26 protein-coding genes and 1 tRNA gene are annotated in these 21,793 nt (G+C 42.9%); 13 read left to right on the top strand and 14 right to left on the bottom strand.

Annotated features, from left to right (window positions below; all coding sequences use genetic code 11):
- Nucleotides 1-25: 25 nt before the first annotated feature.
- The 14 genes from A7D14_RS16200 to A7D14_RS16135 all read right to left on the bottom strand — a co-directional run bounded on the left by A7D14_RS16200 (nucleotide 26) and on the right by A7D14_RS16135 (nucleotide 10,656).
- Nucleotides 26-99: transfer RNA gene (locus tag A7D14_RS16200), tRNA-Thr, on the bottom strand.
- A 101-nt stretch (nucleotides 100-200) separates the two neighbouring features.
- Complete coding sequence (gene hpf / locus A7D14_RS16195) at nucleotides 201-503, bottom strand: ribosome hibernation-promoting factor, HPF/YfiA family (RefSeq protein ID WP_067036999.1); 303 nt, start codon at nucleotides 501-503, stop codon at nucleotides 201-203.
- Nucleotides 504-558: 55 nt separating this feature from the next.
- Nucleotides 559-1,449, bottom strand: coding sequence for a tyrosine-type recombinase/integrase (locus tag A7D14_RS16190; RefSeq protein WP_067036997.1), 891 nt, complete (start codon nucleotides 1,447-1,449; stop codon nucleotides 559-561).
- Between the two features lie 96 nt (nucleotides 1,450-1,545).
- Nucleotides 1,546-1,740, bottom strand: coding sequence for a 30S ribosomal protein S21 (gene rpsU, locus A7D14_RS16185; protein ID WP_067036995.1), 195 nt, complete (start codon nucleotides 1,738-1,740; stop codon nucleotides 1,546-1,548).
- A gap of 69 nt (nucleotides 1,741-1,809) precedes the next feature.
- The gene (locus A7D14_RS16180; protein ID WP_067037003.1) at nucleotides 1,810-2,949 is read right to left on the bottom strand and encodes an acyl-CoA dehydrogenase family protein; all 1,140 of its coding nucleotides are present in this window, start codon (nucleotides 2,947-2,949) and stop codon (nucleotides 1,810-1,812) included.
- A gap of 34 nt (nucleotides 2,950-2,983) precedes the next feature.
- A complete protein-coding gene (locus A7D14_RS16175) occupies nucleotides 2,984-3,844 on the bottom strand; it encodes a helix-hairpin-helix domain-containing protein (RefSeq protein ID WP_067036993.1) in 861 nt (286 codons plus the stop codon).
- Between the two features lie 14 nt (nucleotides 3,845-3,858).
- Nucleotides 3,859-5,928, bottom strand: coding sequence for an amino acid carrier protein (locus A7D14_RS16170; RefSeq protein WP_067036990.1), 2,070 nt, complete (start codon nucleotides 5,926-5,928; stop codon nucleotides 3,859-3,861).
- A gap of 93 nt (nucleotides 5,929-6,021) precedes the next feature.
- Nucleotides 6,022-7,029: a potassium channel family protein gene (locus A7D14_RS16165; protein ID WP_067036988.1), complete on the bottom strand. Its 1,008-nt coding sequence runs from the start codon at nucleotides 7,027-7,029 to the stop codon at nucleotides 6,022-6,024.
- A gap of 2 nt (nucleotides 7,030-7,031) precedes the next feature.
- Nucleotides 7,032-7,259 carry a PspC domain-containing protein gene (locus A7D14_RS16160; protein ID WP_067036986.1) on the bottom strand — a complete coding sequence of 76 codons (228 nt, stop codon included), beginning with the start codon at nucleotides 7,257-7,259 and terminating at the stop codon, nucleotides 7,032-7,034.
- 8 nt (nucleotides 7,260-7,267) lie between these two features.
- Nucleotides 7,268-8,548: a DUF2851 family protein gene (locus tag A7D14_RS16155; RefSeq protein ID WP_067036984.1), complete on the bottom strand. Its 1,281-nt coding sequence runs from the start codon at nucleotides 8,546-8,548 to the stop codon at nucleotides 7,268-7,270.
- 21 nt (nucleotides 8,549-8,569) lie between these two features.
- Complete coding sequence (locus tag A7D14_RS16150) at nucleotides 8,570-9,079, bottom strand: DinB family protein (protein WP_067036982.1); 510 nt, start codon at nucleotides 9,077-9,079, stop codon at nucleotides 8,570-8,572.
- Between the two features lie 2 nt (nucleotides 9,080-9,081).
- Complete coding sequence (locus A7D14_RS16145) at nucleotides 9,082-9,393, bottom strand: rhodanese-like domain-containing protein (protein ID WP_067036980.1); 312 nt, start codon at nucleotides 9,391-9,393, stop codon at nucleotides 9,082-9,084.
- Nucleotides 9,394-9,474: 81 nt separating this feature from the next.
- Nucleotides 9,475-10,092: a thioredoxin family protein gene (locus tag A7D14_RS16140; protein ID WP_067036978.1), complete on the bottom strand. Its 618-nt coding sequence runs from the start codon at nucleotides 10,090-10,092 to the stop codon at nucleotides 9,475-9,477.
- Nucleotides 10,093-10,098: 6 nt separating this feature from the next.
- Complete coding sequence (locus A7D14_RS16135) at nucleotides 10,099-10,656, bottom strand: TlpA family protein disulfide reductase (protein WP_067036976.1); 558 nt, start codon at nucleotides 10,654-10,656, stop codon at nucleotides 10,099-10,101.
- Between the two features lie 133 nt (nucleotides 10,657-10,789).
- Here A7D14_RS16135 and A7D14_RS16130 point away from each other — a divergent pair, with 133 nt between their 5' ends.
- The 13 genes from A7D14_RS16130 to A7D14_RS16075 all read left to right on the top strand — a co-directional run bounded on the left by A7D14_RS16130 (nucleotide 10,790) and on the right by A7D14_RS16075 (nucleotide 21,726).
- Nucleotides 10,790-11,236 (top strand): MarR family winged helix-turn-helix transcriptional regulator, encoded by a 447-nt coding sequence (locus A7D14_RS16130; protein ID WP_067036974.1) that lies wholly within the window; start codon nucleotides 10,790-10,792, stop codon nucleotides 11,234-11,236.
- Between the two features lie 7 nt (nucleotides 11,237-11,243).
- On the top strand, nucleotides 11,244-11,876 hold the full coding sequence (locus A7D14_RS16125; RefSeq protein ID WP_067036972.1) for an NAD(P)H-dependent oxidoreductase: 633 nt from the start codon (nucleotides 11,244-11,246) through the stop codon (nucleotides 11,874-11,876).
- Between the two features lie 32 nt (nucleotides 11,877-11,908).
- The gene (locus A7D14_RS16120; RefSeq protein WP_067036970.1) at nucleotides 11,909-12,481 is read left to right on the top strand and encodes a YceI family protein; all 573 of its coding nucleotides are present in this window, start codon (nucleotides 11,909-11,911) and stop codon (nucleotides 12,479-12,481) included.
- 316 nt (nucleotides 12,482-12,797) lie between these two features.
- Nucleotides 12,798-12,866 (top strand): hypothetical protein, encoded by a 69-nt coding sequence (locus tag A7D14_RS20580; protein ID WP_409552697.1) that lies wholly within the window; start codon nucleotides 12,798-12,800, stop codon nucleotides 12,864-12,866.
- A gap of 110 nt (nucleotides 12,867-12,976) precedes the next feature.
- Entirely contained in the window at nucleotides 12,977-14,374 is a 1,398-nt protein-coding gene (locus A7D14_RS16115) for an anthranilate synthase component I family protein (protein ID WP_067037001.1), read from the top strand.
- Nucleotides 14,375-14,376: 2 nt separating this feature from the next.
- Entirely contained in the window at nucleotides 14,377-14,946 is a 570-nt protein-coding gene (locus A7D14_RS16110; protein ID WP_067036968.1) for an anthranilate synthase component II, read from the top strand.
- A gap of 80 nt (nucleotides 14,947-15,026) precedes the next feature.
- Nucleotides 15,027-16,022 (top strand): anthranilate phosphoribosyltransferase, encoded by a 996-nt coding sequence (trpD, locus tag A7D14_RS16105; RefSeq protein WP_067036966.1) that lies wholly within the window; start codon nucleotides 15,027-15,029, stop codon nucleotides 16,020-16,022.
- A gap of 48 nt (nucleotides 16,023-16,070) precedes the next feature.
- The gene (locus tag A7D14_RS16100) at nucleotides 16,071-16,373 is read left to right on the top strand and encodes a GIY-YIG nuclease family protein (RefSeq protein WP_067036964.1); all 303 of its coding nucleotides are present in this window, start codon (nucleotides 16,071-16,073) and stop codon (nucleotides 16,371-16,373) included.
- Between the two features lie 120 nt (nucleotides 16,374-16,493).
- A complete protein-coding gene (gene trpC, locus A7D14_RS16095) occupies nucleotides 16,494-17,279 on the top strand; it encodes an indole-3-glycerol phosphate synthase TrpC (protein ID WP_067036962.1) in 786 nt (261 codons plus the stop codon).
- A gap of 150 nt (nucleotides 17,280-17,429) precedes the next feature.
- Nucleotides 17,430-18,146, top strand: a complete 717-nt coding sequence (locus A7D14_RS16090; RefSeq protein ID WP_067036960.1) for a phosphoribosylanthranilate isomerase — start codon at nucleotides 17,430-17,432, stop codon at nucleotides 18,144-18,146.
- Entirely contained in the window at nucleotides 18,143-19,324 is a 1,182-nt protein-coding gene (gene trpB, locus A7D14_RS16085) for a tryptophan synthase subunit beta (protein WP_067036958.1), read from the top strand. Before A7D14_RS16090 ends, trpB begins: the two co-directional genes overlap by 4 nt.
- A gap of 92 nt (nucleotides 19,325-19,416) precedes the next feature.
- The gene (trpA, locus tag A7D14_RS16080; protein WP_067036956.1) at nucleotides 19,417-20,199 is read left to right on the top strand and encodes a tryptophan synthase subunit alpha; all 783 of its coding nucleotides are present in this window, start codon (nucleotides 19,417-19,419) and stop codon (nucleotides 20,197-20,199) included.
- A gap of 30 nt (nucleotides 20,200-20,229) precedes the next feature.
- Nucleotides 20,230-21,726, top strand: a complete 1,497-nt coding sequence (locus A7D14_RS16075; protein ID WP_067036954.1) for a M20/M25/M40 family metallo-hydrolase — start codon at nucleotides 20,230-20,232, stop codon at nucleotides 21,724-21,726.
- Nucleotides 21,727-21,793 lie beyond the last annotated feature (67 nt).

Genomic DNA, 21,793 nt, shown 5'->3' with positions numbered 1-21,793 from the left:
CCCGCCTTATTTTCAGTAACTTACGAGCCGATGGAGGGACTCGAACCCACGACCTGCTGATTACAAATCAGCTGCTCTAGCCAGCTGAGCTACATCGGCGTTTTACCGCCTTTCGTCCATAAAAAAAGTCCGCTATTTCTAACGGACTGCAAATGTATAGATTTATTTTTTTAATCAAAATAAAATTTCAAAAATTTTGATTAAACCTTGGCCCTCCGTTTTTCCTTCTTTTTCACCAATTGTCTTTCCAATGAACTACAAGCACAATCAACCGCTTCCTCAAAAGTCTTACATTGTTTTTTCACAACAATCTTATCCCTGGGGACCGAGACCATAATTTCCACAATCTTATTCTCTTTAGCACTAGTGTTCTCCACTTTTAAATAAACATCCGAATCAATGACCTTGTCATAGAACAATTCCAATTTATCCATTCGTTTTTGGATAAAATCCAAAAGCTTACCATCAGCTGCAAAATTTACCGATTGTGCATTTACTTTCATAAGATGTAGTTTTAGTACTGCCTAGCGACAGTGATGTTAAACAATACAAGAAAATTCATTTCTTGTTTCTGGGATGGGCCTTTTGGTGTACTTTTTTAAGCTCGGCAATACTGTTGTGCGTGTACACTTGGGTGGATGCCAAACTAGAATGACCCAATAATTCCTTGACTGAATTCAAATCCGCCCCCCTATTCAGCAAGTGCGTTGCAAAGGTGTGCCTTAAAATGTGCGGGCTCTTTTTTACCTTGGGAGACACTAAACTAAAGTACTTATTTATAGTACGATAAACAAGTGTTTCATAAATTTTAAGACCTCCTTTGGTCAACAAAAGAAAAGGGGTATCCTGCGCCTGTTCCAGCTTTGAACGGCTTTCAAGATAGGTTTTCAGTTGGGCAATTGTTGAGGGGAGCAATGGGAGAATGCGCTCCTTATTGCGTTTGCCCAATACCTTTAATGTGTTTTTGGAAAAATCAATGTCAGCCAGTTTCAAATTGACCATCTCTGCCCTTCGCATTCCAGTGGTATAGAGCAATTCAATAATAAGCTTGTCCCGGGTACCTTCAAAATCATCATCAAAGGGCATTTCCTTCAGCATTTCTTCCATTTCACGCTCAGAGAAGGGCACCTCAACTTTTTTATCGGTCTTTAGCGCTTTATGTTTTTTTAAAGGTGAAACCGAAATCTCCCCAACCTTTAAAAGAAACCTGTAGTAAGCCCGAAGAGAGGATATTTTTCTGTTGATGCTCCTGTTGGAAACCTCATTGCCGGATAAATGCACTATCCAGTTCCTCACCAAAGGATACCCAACATCGATTATGGATTCAATAGCATGGGCTTCCTCACAAAAGGTGGAAAATTCCTCAACATCCCTCTGATATGCCTGTATGGTATGCCGGGAATAGTTTTTCTCAAGTTTCAGGTATGATATAAATGCATCAACAGACATATACCAAAGGTAATTAAATAGAATATGCCGAAGGCTTAAAACAAAAAATCCCGCTCCAATCATGGAACGGGATTTCTATATCTTATACTGAAGAGCTTATACTTCTTCTTGATCTCTTAGGTGCTGAATGTACTGTGCCTTTTGAATTTCGGCTCTACGTTGCACTGAAGGTTTTGTGAACTGTTGCCTGGTCCTCAACTGACGCATGGTACCAGTTTTATCAAACTTACGCTTGAAACGCTTTAAAGCTCTATCGATGTTTTCTCCTTCTTTAACAGGTATAATTAACATGGGCTACAACCTCCTTTCTTTTAGATTTTGGAGCGCAAATATACGCTTAAAAGTTATTATCAAACAAAATTACTTGAGAATATTTCTTGAAATTACCAGCTTCTGGATTTCGGTGGTGCCCTCACCTATGGTACAGAGCTTTGCATCACGGTAGAACTTCTCCACTGGAAAATCCTTGGTATAGCCATAGCCACCATGAATCTGAACCGCATCATTGGCGATTTTCACACAAACTTCGGAAGCGTACATTTTGGACATGGCACTCAACTTGGTCATGGGCCTGCCCTCGTTTTTCAAAAAAGCGGCTTTGTGCAACAGAAGTTCCGAAGCTTCAATCTCAGTGGCCATGTCGGCCAACTTAAAGGATATTCCTTGAAACTCACTAATGGGCTTCCCAAACTGTACCCTTTCCTTGGAGTATTTCAGTGCGGCTTCGTAGGCTCCTTTGGAAACACCCAAAGACAAGGCCCCAATGGAAATACGGCCGCCATCCAAAACCTTCATGGACTGGATGAAACCATCCCCCACTTCGCCCAATCGGTTGGCATCTGGGATTCTACAATCCGTGAAAATGAGTTCTGCGGTTTCACTGGCCCGCATGCCCAGTTTATTTTCTTTTTTCCCACTGGCAAATCCCGGGGTTCCCTTTTCTATTACAAAAGCGGTCATTCCATGGCTGTCCCCTTTCTCACCAGTTCTGGCGATCACTACGGCAACATCCCCGCTTATGCCATGGGTGATAAAGTTCTTGGCACCATTCAATACCCAATAATCGCCATCTTTTATGGCGGTGGTGTTCATCCCACCAGCATCTGAACCAGTGTTGTGTTCGGTCAACCCCCAGGCACCTATCCATTCTGCCGTGGCCAATTTGGGAATCCAGCGTTGTTTTTGTTCTTCATTCCCGAATGATAAAATATGATTGGTACAAAGCGAATTATGGGCAGCAACCGATAACCCAATGGACGGGTCCACTTTGGATATTTCCTCCAAAATGGCAATATACTCGTGGTATCCCAGACCTGAGCCCCCCAGTTCTTCGGGTACCAAAACGCCCATAAAACCAAATTCCCCGGCCTTTTTAAAGACTTCAATGGGAAAGGTTTGGGATTCATCCCATTCCATAACATGGGGAAAAATGTACTGCTGCGCAAACTCCCTGGCAGACTCGGCGACCATCTTCTGGGTCTCCGAATAATCAAAATTCATTGTGGACAAGGTTTCCGTAACCATTCAAGCTATTTTATAGGGTCAAATATAACTTAATTCTCTCAATCCGACCCGCTGGAAACGACTTAACCCCGCTTAATCCGTCCAATGTGGTAAAAGGCCCATGGGCTTCGCGATATGAGACAATTTCCTTCGCCAAATTATAGTCAATATATATTAGTTTGGCCAACTGTTCCACCGTAGCTGTATTTATATTGATTTTCTCAATTTTTGGGGCATCAATCACCTGAAACTGTTCCAATGCCCTTTTGACCACATCAGGTTCCAGCCCATATACATCATACAATTGTTCATTGACCAAAAAGCCCCCAAGTCTATTTCTAAATTTTATGATCCGGTTGGAAAGGGTTTCGCCGATACCTCTTACGGTTCGAAGCTCTTCAACAGTGGCACTGTTTAAATTCTGGAGAGCTTTTCCAATTTCCTTTTGTGATGGGGTGTTTGTTTTTGGAAATTTTCTATTCTGACGTACCCAATCCGGGAATTTAAAATACGGTGCTATTTTGGCAAGAAGCGAATCTGAAACTTGGGTCACTTGCTGAAACTCCTCGGCTGAATTCACAAACTTATCCGCTGCCCTGTATGCCAATAATCGGTCCACTTCTTCTGTGGACATTCCCAAGTTGTATCCTTTATAGTCTGTAATATAATTGGGGTTGAAAGGGAATAACTTCAGGGAATCTTTCGCCATACTATTTTTAAGGCTATCCAATCGGGATTGGACCAAGGTATTGACCACCACTTTGGAATTTCCGTTAAAAGGTTGCGCTTTTACGTAATAATATGCCCCCTGAAGTACAAAAATGATGAGCAACAAAAAGAAAATCCCACTTCGTTCTTGTTTGTTGAACTTGAAGTGGGATTGTCCTTTCATTCCTGTCTGTTTCTCTATTTTTTGACGATGGCCTTTTTAAAGAGCTGATTGGACTTCAATTTTTTGAGATAGTTGTTCAGGTCTTCCCTAACCTCTCCGGACATAATATAGAGACCTATAATATTAGGGAATGACATGGCCAAAATCATCATATCGGAAAAATCAAGTACAGCACCCAAACTTACGGAAGCTCCCACAACTACAAATATCAAGAATAGCATTTTGTAGAGCATTTCGGAACGTCTGCTCTTCCCAAAAAGATAGGTCCAGGCCCTCATTCCGTAGTAAGACCAAGAGATCATGGTAGAAAAGGCAAAAAGGAACACGGCAACGGCCAAAACATAAGGGAACCAAGATATCTGGCTTCCAAAGGCATCGGATGTCAATTGCGCTCCAGCCATACCTTCTACTTCATGCATACCTGTAAAAATAAGCACCAAAGCTGTCAATGTACATACCACAACGGTATCAATAAAAGGTTCCAATAATGCCACAAAGCCTTCAGATGGTGGGTGATTTGTCTTTGCAGCACTATGGGCAATGGCCGCTGAACCAACCCCAGCCTCATTGGAGAATGCCGCTCGCTGAAATCCTATGACCAAAACCCCTAAAATACCACCTTTAAGTGCTGAAGGGCTAAAGGCTCCATTAACAATCGCTGAAAATGCAGGACCTACGTTCTGTATGTTCATGATAATCACGGCCAGTGCGGCAAGAATATAAATTGAAGCCATGATGGGCACCACTTTTCCGGTTACCCTGGCAATACTGTTTATTCCTCCAATAATAACAACCCCAACAAGAATGGCGGTCACCACGCCAAACCAGAAACCATTGCCGGCCAGTGCTGGAAATTGTCCCGCTAGTTGCTCGAAGGATTGATTGGCCTGGAACATATTTCCTCCTCCAAAGGAAGCCCCAATGGCCAGCACCGCAAATAGACCGGCCAATACTTTTCCAAAGCCTTTCATGTTTCGTTTTTCCAATCCATAGCGGAGGTAATTCATGGGACCACCGAACACACGACCATCTGGCAATATATCACGGTATTTCACCCCAAGGGTGCACTCAACAAATTTTGATGACATCCCCAATAATCCACATACAATCATCCAAAAAGTAGCTCCGGCACCACCCAAGGATACAGCTACGGCTACACCTGCAATATTTCCCAAACCTACAGTACCGGATACGGCAGTTGCCAATGCTTGGAAGTGCGTTACTTGACCCGGTGCGTCAGGGTCATCGTATTTTCCTTTTGCCAAATCAAGGGAATGTCTAAATCCACGAATGTTGATGAAGCCCATTCGAAGGGTGAAAAACAGGGCACCAAAAACAAGCCAGATCACGATAAAGGGAATTCCCTTTACAATGGGGTCTCCATTGGGATGCATCATGGCTACGGGCTCGTCATATTCTATTTCGGCAAAATAATGGGCTCCTTGTTCAATGACATGTTCCAGATTTTCAGAATTATAGATTACTTTTCCTTCATCTACTTTGTGAATCAATTTACCCTTCGCATTAGCCTTAATGGTAATATCCCCATCATTATCACTAGTGATGACCGCAACATCATCCCCTACAGCAACACTTTGTCCCTCTCCCTTCAACCATTGTTTGAGCACAAACCGATCTTGGGTTTCGTTGCTCCAATCAGGGATTCCAATAAGTTTAACATCCGCATAGGCCACAGGGTCATAAATACCGATGGCTGCAAAAGGATCCCAAAACAAAACGGCACCCAATGCACCAACTGCCGGTGTCATTGTTCCATTGAAAACTTCCGTGATGGACTCCGTTTCAACCTTAAATTCTTGGGTAATGGAATTACCGGCCGCATCGGTAACAACCACGCTGTAGGGAATCCCCTCAACCAAACCTTGGGCTCTTTTGGAAGTAAGCGGTGTACTCTGATTGCTCCATTTATAGGAATAGGGTTCAACACCTCCGTCCACAGAAAGTTCAATGACCCCGTCGTTGATGTTATCTGATACATTATAGGTCTTGCCCTTTACAGTCAATTCTTGGGAATAGCCCAAAGTCAGCGAAATAAAGGTCAAAAGGGTAAGAAAATATTTCATATGTCGGTATTAGTTAGTTATGGTAATCGGCAAAATGTAAAGTCGGCAATATCCAAAAAAAAAATTACGCTATCAAATTTTACAATTTTTTAACTAGCCTATCTGGAACATTTGGTTGAGCTTGCGTATTTGTTCGGGTCTACCTAAAACAATGACCTTTCCCTTGGGTTCCAACTTAAGGTCTGCCTCTGGGTTTATGATATATGTTCCATTTGGATCAATGTACCCGATTATGGTACATCCTGTTTTTCTGCGAAGGTCCAAATCCCGAATTGAGTTACATTCCATCTGATCTGCAAAATCCTCAATCTCCACTTCTTCCAAATTGGTGGTATGCTCCCCTTCCACGGAAAGTTTGTCCATAAAAGTGACCAAATCGGGCATTACCACCAATGATGCCATGTGATCTCCTCCTATTTTATCGGGCATAATCACCTTATTGGCCCCGGCAAACTCCAGCTTTTTTTGTGAAGTGACCTGTGAAGCCCTACTTATAATAAAGAGATTTTTGTTCAGTTGACGGGCAGAAAGTACAATGAACAGGTTGGCGGCATCATCGGGAACAGCCGTGATCAAATAGTGGGCCCGATCAATACCGGCCTCCAACAAAATATCATCTTCATTGGCGTCACCTTCAACAAACAACACCTCATCGGCATACCGCTCAATGATTTCCTTGTTCTTTTCTATGACCACAAAGGGTTTTTTGTAGGCCATCAACTTATCAGCCGCCTGCATTCCATTTCTACCAAAACCACAAACCACCACATGGTTGGATAGGCTATCTATCTGTTTTTTCACTCTCTTCTTTTTTAGTGCTTCGATGGAGTTTCTCGCCAATAAATATTCGGTCACCACAGAAATGGCAAAACCAAAGATAAAAACACTTGTTACGATTAAAAATACGGTAAAAATCTTTGCCTCGGCATCCAACGGTCTAACTTCGGAAAAGCCCACCGTGGTAACCGTGATGATGGTCATGTAGAACGCTTCTATCCAAGTGTAGTCCGCAAGTAATCTATACCCTATCACCCCAAATGAAAGTACCAGCACCATTAAGGAAAGAGCCAGGACTATTTTGGAACGCAAGAGTTTGATCATAATCAAAGGTCAAATACGGAGGTTCTCTTGGTATAGACCAAATCCTTGATCCGCAACCAAAATGCGATAAAAAGATACAGGGCAAAACCAAAGCCCAAAGTCACAAAGGTCAAATAAATAAAAGTGGTTCGCACCACCCTGGCACGAATACCCAAACGTTCGGCAATGCGTCTACAGACCTCAAAGCCCCGTTTTTGAAAGTAATAAAGCGTATCGTAGAACAAAGCCATGCCTAAAATTATGTATTTCTGTTCAATAAATGTGCACCCAAGGCACACCGTAGGCATTTATTTTTTGCGCAATACTCCGTGTACAATTGAATCTTGGCCTGACTCTCCATCGCATTTTTGGTTTTGGAACCCAAGTTTTCAAACCCACTAATAATGGAATTTTTCTCTTTGCCAATGGCTGATACCAAGGAAATTAGATTGTCGTTCCAATCCAATCCAACGTGTTTGGAATAACAAAACTTTATGGGAACAATGGTATTGATGACCAGCAATTCAATGAAATTTTTGGACAGTTTCTTTTTGCTCTTTTTGGATGTTCTTCCGAAAGTAAAATGGTCATCCCAATACGAACTGGCGGTTATTTCAAAAATGGCTTGCATATCCTCCAACGTGCTTGCATCCACAATCAATGCGAAAAGATTCTGCTCTTTGGCATACAGATTGGCCAATTGCGATGTTCGGATGGTTGGAAAGTTGGGAGGGCGAAGTCCAAAAAACTCTGGTTTTGACAAAACGGGAGGCAAATCAAATTTTATGGAAAGATATTGATATTCCTTTTGAAGTTGAAGATAATACTGGTCGCTGCAATCATCCACTTCCAAAAGACCAAAATGGCCAAAAAGCAGGCTTTCCAATACCTCCAACGAAGCGCTTACCTTACGGATGATTGAAAACCTCAATTGTGCTGCCCTATCCAAAAAGAAATCGCCATTGACCTTGGAACCAAAATTTCTGGTCAATAGTGTAAACAACACGCCTTCCCAATCGTTATTTGATTTTTTGAGCAGTTCCTCTATGCGGTTGCTCTTCTGCTCCAATCGCTCAATATACAGCCGATGCAGCCAATGCTCCACCAAAAAAGAATCTATTTCAGCAAAATCCTTTTCACAGTTGATGAACTTGGGTTTGGATTTCTTCAATAGATCCTGATAGTTCTGCAGCAATTTTTTGGGAACATGGTGCCTGAGTTCCAAGGTTGGAATCAAAGAACCGTCCTTTCTGAACACCGCAACATCGTCTTCCCAGACCACATGCAGAATTACATTGTCATAATTGGAATCCGTTTGATGGTGATGTACATACCAATCTGAGGATTTCAAATGAATTTCCACATTGCCCACCCAAATTTGGGTATCAATCTCAATCTTGGCATTGAAAAAATCTGGGCCTGAATACTGATTTGGGACTCCCGGGGCCTTAATGTTTATGGCTTCGTTGGCAGTTGAGGTAAGTTGTCTTCCATGAAGCTTTTTTTGCCCCCATATAAAATGGAGCAAGTCTTCCTTCATGGGGCCAATATAGGAAATTGCCTACCAATTTCCGGCATATTCCAAAGAATCGCCGGAATTTTTCTTTAAAAAATGATACTTGATTCCATTGATTTGACGGATGTGGTGATAGTCGTGTGCCAACCAATTGTACAAAAAGGAATGCGCTGGCATGGCCCCATATTCGGGATGCAGAACGGAATTGTCCCAGTTAAGATCTGCAGTGGTCTTCAACCAGGCAATGGATATTTGTCGCTCCTTATCAAATTGTTGCAGTTTTTTCTCGAAGTCCTGCTCTTTATAATTGCGACTTTTTACCCATCCCGCAGGATCAATAGGTTTAAGAGGTTTGCCCGGATACTGAAAAGCTCGATTTATACGTGCCCTGAAGTCCTCTTTTTCCTCATCCACCAAATGACAGATAATTTCCAAGAGGGACCAATCCTTCGGATTGTTCTTCCAATTGATGAGCGGTTGGGACATATCGGTCAAAGTCGTGTTGAAAACCTTTCGGTTTCGTTCCAGTTCTACTATGACCGCTTCCAATTCCATAATTATTCGGCGACATCGCCCTCCCAATTCATAAAACCACCTTCCAGATTATAGGCATTTTCAATACCGATGCTGTTCATAATGGCACAGGCCTGTCCACTTCGGCTGCCAGATCTGCAATACACGTAGTAACTTTTGGACTTGTCCAGCTTTTCCAATTCGTCCATGAACTCTTGTCCCAAATATATATCGATGTTGATGGCTCCCGGAATATAGCCTTCTTCAACTTCTTCTTCGGTACGAACGTCCAAAATAACGGCACTGTCATCATTTTCCAGTTGCTCGGCCCATTCTTCTTGTGATAAATCTGACATTTTTATTGTATTTAAGTTCTGCAAAAATAAAAATCCGAGGATTACCCCCGGATTTTAATCCATATAATTTTGTGAATTCCTCTATACTTTTATGGTACATCCAATGGCACGGGTGGTCTTCACTTCGATTTCCTGCCCGGCCAATAGGGCATCCACGGCATCCTCAACAAAGGCATCTTCCACTTTTGAGGCATCCTGGTAGTTGTCATCAATGGCTCCGATATACCGTACCACATTGCCTTGAGCCGTTTTCTCCAATAAATACACATGAGGAGTTCGTGTAGCACCATATTGCGGGAAAATTTCCTGACCTTCATCCAGCAAATATGGGAACGTAAAGCCTTTTTCGGCAGCGCGTTGTTTCATCTTTTCAAAACTGTCCCCTGCCTGCACCTCTGGGTTGTTGGGATTGATGGCGATTACGGGCACTCCTTTGGATTTGTATTGTTGGTCCAAAGCAATGATCCTATCCTCATAGGCCACAGCATACGGACAGGTATTGCAGGTGAAAATGACCAAAAAACCCTTGGCATCTTCATAGTCCGAGAGGGAAACCATGTTCCCATCAATGTTTTTTAAGGAAAAATCTGTGGCAATGTCACCAATTTTATACCCGTCGTCCATTGGGTTCGGGGTGATGGTAAAGGCACCCAAAGAAAGTACCAAAGCGAATAATCCTAAAATTTTAAGTGTTTTCATGTGGTGTCAGTTTAAAAATTTGTTCAATTCAGTGTTCAATTCATCGTAGGTAAAGCCGCGCTCATAAAAGCTACGCTTATCCTTATTATATATTAAGGTGGCGGGAATACCCCCACCCCACTCTTCGGCCACCTTTGGTATCCAGTCGTTTTGCTTGGGATCATCCAAAATGACCACTTCAGATTCTATTTTTTTATTTTCCACAAAAGGCTCCAATCGGGATTTCCACATGCTGGGCATGTCCAAACTCACCAAGATCACTTCAACATTATTATCCTTTTGCTCCGCATTCACTTTTTCAAAATAGGGAAGCTCGGCAATGCAAGGCTTGCACCATGTGGCCCAAAAGTTGACGATATAGGTTTTGTCATCTTCTTTGTGCAGCAAGGGTTCAAAACCTTCAAAATCGTATACAGGAAATTTAACGGCTTCTTCTTTTGTAGATTGATTTTGGTCCACTTGCGATTCAGCAACAGTATCTTCCGCTTTTTCTTTCCCGTCTTTATTTCTACAACTGGACAGCAAAATAAGGGAGGCCATCCCAAGCAATAGTAAGTTCTTCATTCTGTGAATTTTACTCTTTAAAAATAAGCAATGGGAATGGCTTCATTTTCCTTTTAACAAAATTTTATCTGTTAAAAATTAGGTGGGAACCAGTAGATCATCTTACATTTGTATATACAAATATTGTTTATACATGAATGTTGAGGAAATCATAAAGACGTCAAAGAAGATGCCGGTGGAAAGCAGGACCCTGATTCATATCTCGTTGGTGCACAATAAGATTTATGAATTGGTCGGAAATGCCCTTAAGCCTTTTGAGGTTTCACTCCAACAATTCAATGTGCTTCGCATTCTTAGGGGACAAAAGGGGAAACCCGCCAATCTGTCCACCCTGAATGAGCGGATGGTCACCAAAATGAGCAACACCACCCGTTTGGTGGACAAGCTCTTGGCCAAAGGGTTTGTAAACCGGAGTGTGTGCCCCTCGAACCGACGGAAGGTGGAAATAGTCATCACTGAAAAGGGAACTGAGGCCTTGTCGCAAATGGACAAAGTGGTTGCCGAAGCGGAACAAAGTATCGTACAACATTTCAGCAAACAAGAACTGGAACAATTAAATCACCTTTTGGATAAATTCTAATTAAAAAATGAACACCGTTTTAAAACATAGGACATGGCGTTATGCCACAAAAAAATTCGATACCACAAAAAAAGTGTCGGATGAAGATTTGGAGACTTTGCTTGAAGCTACACGGTTGAGTGCTTCCTCTTACGGATTACAGCCCTACCATTTGTTCGTAATATCTGACCAACAGATAAAGGAGCAACTTAAACCCGCTTCTTGGAACCAATCACAGATCACGGATGCCTCGCATATCATCGTCTTTGCCAACACTACAGATTTTGGTGAGGAACTGGTTGATGGCTTTATCGAAAACACCAGCTCAACCCGGAACATTCCTACGGAAAAACTGAAGGGATATGCAGACTTTATGAAATCCAAATTATTGGAGCTTCCTGCGGAAACCAAAAAAGAATGGGCTGCCAGACAAGTGTACATTGCCTTTGGCAATATGATGCAGGCCGCTGCGGAGCTCAAAATCGATTCGTGCCCCATGGAAGGCTTTGAGCCCGAAGCATACAATAAAATTTTGGGGTTGGATGAAAAAGGCCTTACCGCAACAGTGGTGCTGGCCATAGGGTACAGGTCGGAAGACGATGTTACCCAGCATCTTCCCAAAGTCCGGAAATCAACAGAAGAATTAGTTACACATATATAAATTTTAACCCTAAAAACAGAAATTAAACGAGTATGAAAAAGAGAGTTTTAAGTTTGGTATTGACCACCGTAGTTGGTGCATCATCAATGGCTAACACCACTGAAAAGGAAACCAAGGAAGTAAAGGCCGAAGAAAGTACTGTAACCTGGAAAGCCTATAAGTTTGGTGGATCGCACACCGGTACTGTAACATTAAAATCCGGTGCATTGCAATTTGACGGCGACAAATTGGTAGGTGGTGAGTTCGTAGTGAACATGGCCTCCATCAACACCACAGATTTGGAAGGTGAGTACAAAGACAAATTGGACGGGCATCTAAGCTCAGATGATTTCTTCTCAACTGCGGCCAACCCAACATCAAAATTGGTTTTCACCAAAGTAAAGTCCACAGGTAAAAACAGCTATGAAGTTACCGGTGACCTTACCATTAAAGGGATTACCAAGCCCGTTACTTTTGATGTGTCTGTTTACGGAAACAAAGCTACCGCAACTTTGAAAGTTGACCGGACTAAATACGACATAAAGTATAGTTCTGGTATCATCGGTACTGCCAAGGACAAGTTGATCTATGATGAATTTGATTTGGTAGTTGATTTGCAGATGTAATCAGCTCATGTTTAGTGTGTGGAAATCCCGTTCGAGAAGTTCTTGGACGGGATTTCTAATTTTAAAACAAAACTTTGTTTGCTGGTTAAATTTTCCTTTCTATATTTGACTCAATGAATAACAGAACAGTAAATACCTGGTGGTGGATTAACTTACGGAAAATGTCGTGAGCTAAGTCCCCATTATAATCATACAAGAGGCTTGTCATCACGACAGGCCTTTTTTCATTTTACTGACTTTTGTTCTCATTTCCGCGAAGGCGGAAATCTTTAAAGTTAAGAATGAGTTTTATGTCTATATCATATCGAACAAAAAATTGGGGACCATTTATATAGGCTACACCAATGATTTAAAGAAGAGAAAAACAATTAAAAAAATGGAATAGAAGTTGGAAAATCAACCTAATAAATGATTTCAATCCAAATTGGGAAGATTTAACCTATTTCTTTGATTAACCAAAAATAGCTTTCCACCTCCGTGGAAATAGAAACGAAAATGGAATATAAACTAGAGACACATTACAAAAAAATCTTGGCAGACACCATCACCCCGGTGAGTGTTTATCTAAAGATAAGGGATAAGTTTCCCAATAGCATTCTATTGGAAAGTAGTGATTACCACGCCAATGACAACAGTTTTTCATACATCTGCTGCAATCCCATTGCCTATATCAAAGTGGAGAACGAAACCATTACGCAACGGTTTCCCGATGGTAAAAAGGAAATAACTGAAATCACACCTGAAATTGATGTCACTGAGGTCATCCACAACTTTGGTCAGCAATTTAAAACCTCCCAAAATGGTTTTAAATTCATATACAATGGTCTTTTTGGTTATATGGCCTACGACGCCGTCCGGTATTTTGAGGATGTGGATATTTCTAAAAAGGAAGATTCGGTCAGTATCCCCGATATCTACTATGCCGTTTACCAGAACATCATCGCCATCAATCATTTTAAGAATGAAGCGTATCTTTTTGCCCATTGCTACAATACCGAAAGCAATGTGGATGAAATTGAACAGCTTTTCAGCGTTCGTAATTTTGCTTCCTACAATTTTTCAAGGGAAGGCGAACCCCAATCCAATTTAAAGGATGAGGATTACAAAGAGCATGTGGAGTTGGCCAAAAAGCATTGCCAGCGAGGTGATGTTTTTCAATTGGTGTTGTCCCGAAGGTTCACCCAAAAATTCAAGGGGGATGAATTCAACGTGTACCGAGCACTTCGCTCCATCAACCCCTCCCCGTATCTTTTCTATTTTGATTATGGAAACTTTAAAATCTTTGGCAGCTCGCCCGAAGCACAACTCATTGTAAAGGAAGGCAAGGCGGAAATCCATCCCATCGCAGGTACCTACAAACGTACCGGGAATGATGAAAAAGATGCCGAACTGGCCAAACAATTGGCCCAAGATGACAAGGAAAACAGCGAACACGTCATGTTGGTGGATCTCGCCCGAAACGACCTCAGCCGGAATGGAAACACCGTGAGCGTGGAAACGTATCGTGAAGTACAATATTTCTCCCACGTCATTCATTTGGTCTCCAAAGTCACGGGGCAGAAGAAAAAGGACATCACCACCATGAAGGTTGTGGCGGACACGTTCCCTGCGGGAACCCTGAGCGGAGCACCCAAACATATGGCCATGCAACTCATTGAAAAATATGAAAAAACGAGTCGGGCGTACTATGGTGGAGCCATCGGCTTTATGGATTTTGACGGCAACTTTAACCATGCCATCATGATCCGTACTTTTTTAAGCAAAAATCACGAACTCTATTACCAAGCCGGCGCAGGATTGGTGGCCGCCTCCAACCCAGAAGACGAGCTACAGGAAACCTATAACAAACTGGGCGCCTTGAACAAAGCCTTGGAAATTGCCGAAACAATCTAACCATGGGAAGAAAGATTTTAATGATAGACAATTACGATAGTTTCACCTACAATTTGGTGCACTATCTGGAGGATTTGGATTGCGAGGTCACCGTAAAACGGAATGACCAACTCACTTTGGTTGAAGTGGAGCCGTTCGACTATATTGTATTGTCCCCTGGCCCGGGAATCCCTGATGAAGCCGGATTGCTCAAGGAAATTATAGAGAAATATGCCCCTACCAAGCGTATTTTTGGGGTGTGTTTGGGATTACAGGCCATTGGTGAGGTCTTTGGTGGTACCTTGATCAACCTAGATCAAGTATACCATGGAGTGGATACCACCATTTCCGTGATTAAGGATGATCCTATTTTTAAAGGATTGCCCAAAGAGCTTCAGGTAGGTCGTTACCATTCGTGGGTAGTTGATACAGACTTGCCCGAAGAACTGGAGGTCACTTCGGTGGATGAAAATGGACAAATCATGTCACTTCACCATAAAACCTATGATGTAACTGCGGTGCAATTTCATCCAGAATCCGTATTGACTCCAGAAGGAAAACAAATGCTAAAAAATTGGTTGGAGAGTAACTGATATGTCATTCCTGCGAAAGCAGGAATCCAAATAGTAGTAAAATAGATTCCGCATCAAGTGCGGAATGACAAACAAGGAAAATGAAAGAGACACTAAATAAATTAATCAATCACGAGATACTGCCCAAGGAAGAGGCCAAACAGATTTTGGTGAACATTGCCAAGGGCGAATACAATCCTTCGCAAATTGCGGCTTTCCTTACCGTGTATATGATGCGTAGCATCACCATTGAAGAATTGGAAGGCTTCCGGGATGCCCTCTTGGAACTCTGCCTTGCGGTGGACTTATCCGATTATGATCCCATCGACCTGTGCGGAACGGGTGGGGATGGTAAGGACACCTTCAATATTTCCACTTTGGCCTCCTTTGTCACGGCCGGAGCTGGAGTTAAGGTCACAAAACATGGCAACTACGGGGTTTCCTCAAAATGTGGAAGTAGTAATGTGATGGAATTTTTGGGCATCAAATTCAGTAATGATGCTGATTTTTTGAAAAAATCCATCGAGGAAGCTGGAATCTGTGTGCTGCACGCTCCTCTCTTCCACCCCGCCATGAAGAATGTGGGACCCATCCGAAGGGAATTGGCCGTAAAGACCTTTTTTAATATGTTGGGGCCGATGGTGAATCCTGCTTTCCCAAAAAACCAGATGGTGGGTGTATTTAACTTGGAGTTGGCCCGAATGTATGGCTACCTCTACCAAAATACTGACAAAAAATTCACGGTGTTGCACGCTTTGGATGGCTATGATGAGATTTCTTTGACTGGTGACACCAAGACCATTTCCAATATGTCCGAAGGCATGTTGGCCCCAGCGGATTTTGGCGTTGCCAAGATTTCACAAAATGAGATTACAGGCGGTGAGGACATTGCGGAATCAGCACAGATATTCTTAAATGTACTGCACGGAAAAGGAACCGAAGCCCAAAACAATGTGGTCTGTGCCAATGCGGGTGTGGCCATCGCCACCGTGGAAGGGTTGACCCCAAAAGCTGGTTTTGAAAAAGCCAAGGAATCCTTATTGAGCGGAAAAGGGTTAGAGGCGTTGAAGAAATTGCAGGAGTTGAGTAAAAATTAAGTTTTACAACCTTGTCATTCCTGCGGAAGCAGGAATCCAAGAAAATCTATGGTTAAAAACGTACATCAATATTATGTCTATATCCTTACCAATAAGCGCAATGGCACATTATACATTGGTATGACAAATAATTTGGAACGAAGAATTCTTGAACATAAAAGTGGGACTATTGAAGGATTCACCAAAAAGTATGGACTTGACACATTGATTTATTTCGAAACATATCAATATGTGAATGATGCCATTTTGAGAGAAAAACGACTCAAAAAATGGAAAAGACAATGGAAAATTGATTTGATTGAAAAGGAAAACCCTAACTGGAATGACTTGGCTCAAGATTGGCACAACTAATGGATTCCGCATCAAGTGCGGAATGACAAATAAAACAAAAACAATATCATTCCTGTGAAAGCAGGAATCCAACAGTAACAAAAAATAGATTCCGCATCAAGTGCGTAATGACAAAGTAAAATGAACATCCTAGACAAAATAGTAGCTGATAAACGCAAAGAGGTCGATTTAAAAAAATCGTTGATCACGGTCCAACAATTGGAGCAATCCGTACTGATGGAACGCACCTCAATTTCCTTGGCTTCCGAATTGAAAAACAGCGCAACGGGAATCATTGCGGAGCACAAGAGGCGTTCCCCTTCAAAATCGGTCATCAACCAGGGCTTGAATGTGCAAGATGTTGCCAAAGGGTATGCTGAGGCTGGTGTTTGTGGCATGTCAGTCCTGACCGACGGTAAATATTTTGGCGGATCATTGGACGATTTATTGCTGGCGCGGGCTTCGGTGAACATTCCCTTGCTTCGCAAAGAGTTTATCATCGACGAATACCAAATTGTGGAGGCCAGGGCCTATGGCGCCGATGTGATTTTGTTGATTGCGGCCATTTTATCGCGAGATGAGATTAAGTCGCTTTCAGAAACTGCAAAAAGTTTGGGATTGGATGTACTCTTGGAAGTCCACAATGAGGAGGAATTGCAAAAATCCATTATGCCCAGTTTGGATATGTTGGGCGTCAACAACCGGAATTTAAAAACCTTTGAGGTAAGCTTGGACATTAGTAAATCACTATCGGAGCAAATTCCGGATGATTTTGTAAAGGTCTCCGAAAGTGGCATCAGTACCATTGAAGCTATCAAAGAGCTTAGACCTTACGGTTACCAAGGTTTTTTGATTGGAGAGAATTTTATGAAAACGGATGATCCCGGTGAAAGTGCGAAAAAGTTTATTGATGAATTAAAAAAATAATGTCACTTCGCCTGCCTGTCGGCAGACAGGAGTGATTTTTTGGTGGTTGAGCGAAGTCGAAACCAAAGAAAAATCGTATCGAGAAGCAAGCGGTCTCGATACATTTTGAAACAAGTTTCAAAACACTCGACCTGACAAAAGCAAAAAAAAATGAAACTGAAAATCTGCGGCATGAACCATAACCCAACCGAGGTTGCCCAATTGCAACCCGATTATTTGGGCTTTATTTTCTGGGAACCTTCCTCTCGCTATTTTGAGGGAGACATGCCCCAATTGTCCAAATCCATCAAAAAAGTAGGGGTTTTTGTGGATGCTGCCGTGGAAGAAGTATTGGAAAAAGTGGAGCAGTATCAATTGGATGCTGTTCAACTTCATGGGAAGGAGAGTCCTGAATATTGTGGTGCCTTGCGTCATGCTGAACTTGATTCAGCATCACAACAGGATGAGACCCCGAAACACCATGCCTGCCGGCAGGCAGGAGTTCGGGGTGACGAATTGGAAATCATTAAAGTTTTCTCTATCATGGATGATTTCGATTTTTCCATTTTGAAAGACTACGAGAACGTGTGTGATTTCTACCTTTTCGATACCAAAGGAAAACTGCCTGGGGGGAACGGCTATACCTTTAATTGGACCATTTTGGAAAAGTATCCCTCCACCAAACCCTTCTTTTTAAGTGGGGGGATTGGATTGGAATCCGTTGAAAAACTAAACGAATTTATGAACAGTCCAGCTTCAAAACACTGTTATGCCATTGATGTGAACAGTAGATTTGAAACTGAACCCGGACTAAAAAACATAGCGTCATTGAAAACATTCATAGCATCGCTCAATGGCCATTTACAACTTAAAACTGACAACTCATGACGTATCACGCTGATGAAAAAGGCTATTACGGTGAATTTGGGGGAGCCTTTATCCCAGAAATGCTCTATCCCAACTGTGAGGAGCTTCGGCAAAACTACCTCCGCATTATGGCGGAACCCTCTTTTCAGGAAGAGTTCCACCAATTGTTGAAGGATTACGTAGGCCGACCTACCCCACTCTATTTTGCCAATCGCCTATCCGAAAAATACAACACCAAAATCTACCTCAAAAGAGAAGATTTGTGCCATACCGGAGCGCACAAGGTGAACAATACCATCGGGCAGATTCTTATGGCTAAAAAGCTGGGGAAACATCGAATCATTGCCGAGACCGGTGCAGGTCAACATGGGGTGGCCACCGCAACTGTCTGTGCACTCATGGGCATTCAATGTGTGGTGTATATGGGTGAAATTGACATTGCCCGTCAAGCCCCCAATGTAGCCCGAATGAAAATGTTGGGTGCCGAAGTACGTCCGGCCAAATCTGGAAGTAGAACCTTGAAAGATGCCACCAACGAGGCCATTCGCGATTGGATCAATAATCCGGTGGACACGCATTACATTATCGGTTCTGTGGTGGGGCCGCATCCCTATCCGGATATGGTAGCTCGGTTTCAATCCGTGATTTCTGAAGAAATCAAATCTCAACTCAAAGAAAAGGAAGGTCGGGAAAATCCAGATTATGTTGTCGCCTGCGTAGGTGGAGGCAGTAATGCCGCAGGGGCTTACTATCATTTTTTGGATAATCCGGATGTTGGAATCATCGCCGTGGAAGCTGCGGGAAAAGGCATCCACTCCGGGGAAAGCGCCGCTACTTCGGTATTGGGAAAAGTGGGCATTATCCACGGTAGCAAAACCTTGTTGATGCAGACCCAAGACGGGCAAATTACGGAACCTTATTCCATTTCCGCTGGGTTGGATTATCCAGGGGTTGGACCGTTACACGCCCATTTGTACACCTCAGGACGGGGTGAATTCATTTCCATTACCGATGATGATGCCATGACTGCCGGGCTTGGGCTTTGCCAATTGGAAGGTATCATACCCGCCATTGAATCATCGCATGCGCTCGCCATTTTTGAGGACCGAAAGTTCAAAGAGGATGATGTGGTTGTGGTCAACCTTTCAGGTCGGGGTGATAAGGATTTACAGAATTATATTGATTATTTTAAACTATAGATGTCCCCTTGAGGGGACTTTAGGGGTGTTTTTACAACCCCATATCTAATAATAAAAAGATTCCGAAACAAGTTCGGAATGACGATGAGAAAATGAACAGAATCAAACAAAAACTGCAAGAGGATAACCCGCCTGCCGGACGGGCAGGAAAACTCCTCTCCATATATTTTACGGCGGGCTACCCCCGGCTGAACGATACGGTGAAAATCATTCAGGATTTGGAACAAAGCGGTGTGGATTTTATTGAAGTCGGGTTGCCGTTCAGCGACCCACTGGCCGATGGCCCCACCATTCAGGAAAGTTCCACTGCCGCCTTAAAAAATGGCATGCATACCGAGCTGCTCTTTGAACAGTTGAAAGACATCCGGAAAACGGTTTCCATTCCTCTTATTTTGATGGGGTATTTTAATCCCGTGCTTCAATATGGCGTAGAGGAATTTTGTCAAAAATGCCAAGAAATAGGGATCGACGGCCTTATTTTGCCCGATTTGCCCCTGGACGTATATCAGGAAGAATACAAATCGACCTTTGAAAAATATGGGCTTATCAATATCTTTTTGATTACTCCACAAACCAGTGAGGAACGGATAAAAGCCATTGATGCCGCTTCAGAAGGTTTTATTTATATGGTGAGTTCTGCCAGTACCACAGGAAGCAAAGAAGGGTTCGGAGCAGAGCAAACGGAATACTTTAACCGAATTGCCAACATGAATTTGAACAATCCGCAGATTGTTGGTTTTGGCATCAGTAATGCACAAACGTTTCAGCAGGCTACGGAGAAAACCAAGGGTGCCATCATCGGTTCAGCCTTCATTAAACATTTGACGCAAAATGGTGTAGATCATATTAGCGATTTTGTGAATCAAATTCGTTAATTTTCAGCTTCAAAAAAACTGAACACAACTATGAAAAAAGCCGCTTTTTTACTATCCCTACTGATTTTCACCTCAGTTTCGGGCCAAGATGACATGGCCATCAAATCGCAAGTGGCCTCGGCCATTACCGAACTCCGGGAGTTCATTGCCATTCCCAATGATGCTTTGAATGCCGACGATATTGATGATAATGTGTTTTGGCTGAAACGGAAGTTTGGGGAGCGGGGTTTTAATACGGCCGTTTTGGATACGGAGAACATGCCGCTATTTTTTGCCGCATTACCTGTGGATGATGCCAAACCAACCCTGCTGCTCTATATGCATTTTGATGGGCAGTCGGTTGACCCATCCAAATGGGATCAGCCCAATCCGTATGAAGTTGTGCTGAAAGCTCCAGATGGCGATGGCTTCAAAACCATTTCGTTTGAGGAGCTGAACGATGACATTAATTATGATTGGCGTCTGTTTGGTCGCTCCACTTCGGATGACAAATCCCCTATCGTCATGTTCCTGAACACCATTGATCTCTTAAAAAAAGAGGGAAAGGAAATACCGTTCAATGTGAAGGTCATTTTGGATGGCGAAGAAGAGAAAAGCAGCAAACCTCTACCTAAGGCGGTAAAACAATATCGCGAATTGCTGGAAGCCGACTTTTTGGTCATTGCCGATGGGCCGGTACATGCTTCGGGCGATCCAACCGTGGTCTATGGCTGCCGAGGAATCACTACGTTGACCTTGACCACATACGGACCCGTAAAACCGCAACATAGTGGCCATTATGGGAATTACGCCCCTAATCCAGGGTTTCAATTGGCTCAATTGCTGGCCAGTATGAAAGATGCGGATGGCAAAGTAACCATTCCAGGGTATTATGATGGCATCACCATCAGCGATGCGGTCATGGAAGTTTTAAGAAGCGTGCCTGATAGCGATGCTGGGATTTCAGACCAGCTTCAGTTTAAATCTGCGGAAAAAGTGGGTGGGTTTTATCAAGAAGCCCTCCAATACCCTTCTTTGAACATTCGTGGAATGGGCTCCGGGTGGATAGGCGACAAAGCCCGTACCATTGTGCCCGAAAGTGCCACTGCCGAACTGGACCTTCGTTTGGTGGTAGAAACGGATGGAAATCGGTTAAAAAAATTGGTAAAGGACCATATTGCCAAACAGGGGTATAAAGTTTTTGATCATGTTCCAACCAAAGAGGAACGCATGGCCCATGATAAGGTAGTGACCGTAACCGAAGGTAGCGTTACGGATGCCTTCCGAACCAATTTGGACAATCCCTACGGGCAGTTTTTGGTGAAAACCTTACAGGAAAGCTTTGGGAAAGATGTGATTCAAATCCGTACTACGGGAGGAACCGTGCCAATCGCTGCCTTTATCAACGAATTGAAAATCCCGGCCTTTATTGTTCCCATGGTGAATCCGGACAACAATCAGCATAGCCCCAATGAAAATCTGAAGATTGGGCAATTGGCGTATGGGATCAAGGCTTTTTATGGGATGCTTACTTCGGAATTGGATTAAAATAAAATCCTATATTCAATACAATAGACAAAATAAAAACCGCCTCCGTTGTAGAGGCGGTTTTTCA

The sequence above is a fragment of the Allomuricauda sp. CP2A genome (assembly GCF_001683915.1).
Lineage (GTDB): Bacteria > Bacteroidota > Bacteroidia > Flavobacteriales > Flavobacteriaceae > Flagellimonas.
Note: the sequence above shows the minus strand (reverse complement) of the source record. Positions and strands in the feature narration are given on the sequence as shown.

Coding starts and splice junctions, on each gene's coding strand:
- hpf (WP_067036999.1), bottom strand. CDS start 503: ATGAAAGTAAATGCACAATCGGTAAATTTTGCAGCTGATGGTAAGCTT.
- A7D14_RS16190 (WP_067036997.1), bottom strand. CDS start 1,449: ATGTCTGTTGATGCATTTATATCATACCTGAAACTTGAGAAAAACTAT.
- rpsU (WP_067036995.1), bottom strand. CDS start 1,740: ATGTTAATTATACCTGTTAAAGAAGGAGAAAACATCGATAGAGCTTTA.
- A7D14_RS16180 (WP_067037003.1), bottom strand. CDS start 2,949: ATGAATTTTGATTATTCGGAGACCCAGAAGATGGTCGCCGAGTCTGCC.
- A7D14_RS16175 (WP_067036993.1), bottom strand. CDS start 3,844: ATGAAAGGACAATCCCACTTCAAGTTCAACAAACAAGAACGAAGTGGG.
- A7D14_RS16170 (WP_067036990.1), bottom strand. CDS start 5,928: ATGAAATATTTTCTTACCCTTTTGACCTTTATTTCGCTGACTTTGGGC.
- A7D14_RS16165 (WP_067036988.1), bottom strand. CDS start 7,029: ATGATCAAACTCTTGCGTTCCAAAATAGTCCTGGCTCTTTCCTTAATG.
- A7D14_RS16160 (WP_067036986.1), bottom strand. CDS start 7,259: ATGGCTTTGTTCTACGATACGCTTTATTACTTTCAAAAACGGGGCTTT.
- A7D14_RS16155 (WP_067036984.1), bottom strand. CDS start 8,548: ATGAAGGAAGACTTGCTCCATTTTATATGGGGGCAAAAAAAGCTTCAT.
- A7D14_RS16150 (WP_067036982.1), bottom strand. CDS start 9,079: ATGGAATTGGAAGCGGTCATAGTAGAACTGGAACGAAACCGAAAGGTT.
- A7D14_RS16145 (WP_067036980.1), bottom strand. CDS start 9,393: ATGTCAGATTTATCACAAGAAGAATGGGCCGAGCAACTGGAAAATGAT.
- A7D14_RS16140 (WP_067036978.1), bottom strand. CDS start 10,092: ATGAAAACACTTAAAATTTTAGGATTATTCGCTTTGGTACTTTCTTTG.
- A7D14_RS16135 (WP_067036976.1), bottom strand. CDS start 10,656: ATGAAGAACTTACTATTGCTTGGGATGGCCTCCCTTATTTTGCTGTCC.
- A7D14_RS16130 (WP_067036974.1), top strand. CDS start 10,790: ATGAATGTTGAGGAAATCATAAAGACGTCAAAGAAGATGCCGGTGGAA.
- A7D14_RS16125 (WP_067036972.1), top strand. CDS start 11,244: ATGAACACCGTTTTAAAACATAGGACATGGCGTTATGCCACAAAAAAA.
- A7D14_RS16120 (WP_067036970.1), top strand. CDS start 11,909: ATGAAAAAGAGAGTTTTAAGTTTGGTATTGACCACCGTAGTTGGTGCA.
- A7D14_RS16115 (WP_067037001.1), top strand. CDS start 12,977: ATGGAATATAAACTAGAGACACATTACAAAAAAATCTTGGCAGACACC.
- A7D14_RS16110 (WP_067036968.1), top strand. CDS start 14,377: ATGGGAAGAAAGATTTTAATGATAGACAATTACGATAGTTTCACCTAC.
- trpD (WP_067036966.1), top strand. CDS start 15,027: ATGAAAGAGACACTAAATAAATTAATCAATCACGAGATACTGCCCAAG.
- A7D14_RS16100 (WP_067036964.1), top strand. CDS start 16,071: ATGGTTAAAAACGTACATCAATATTATGTCTATATCCTTACCAATAAG.
- trpC (WP_067036962.1), top strand. CDS start 16,494: ATGAACATCCTAGACAAAATAGTAGCTGATAAACGCAAAGAGGTCGAT.
- A7D14_RS16090 (WP_067036960.1), top strand. CDS start 17,430: ATGAAACTGAAAATCTGCGGCATGAACCATAACCCAACCGAGGTTGCC.
- trpB (WP_067036958.1), top strand. CDS start 18,143: ATGACGTATCACGCTGATGAAAAAGGCTATTACGGTGAATTTGGGGGA.
- trpA (WP_067036956.1), top strand. CDS start 19,417: ATGAACAGAATCAAACAAAAACTGCAAGAGGATAACCCGCCTGCCGGA.
- A7D14_RS16075 (WP_067036954.1), top strand. CDS start 20,230: ATGAAAAAAGCCGCTTTTTTACTATCCCTACTGATTTTCACCTCAGTT.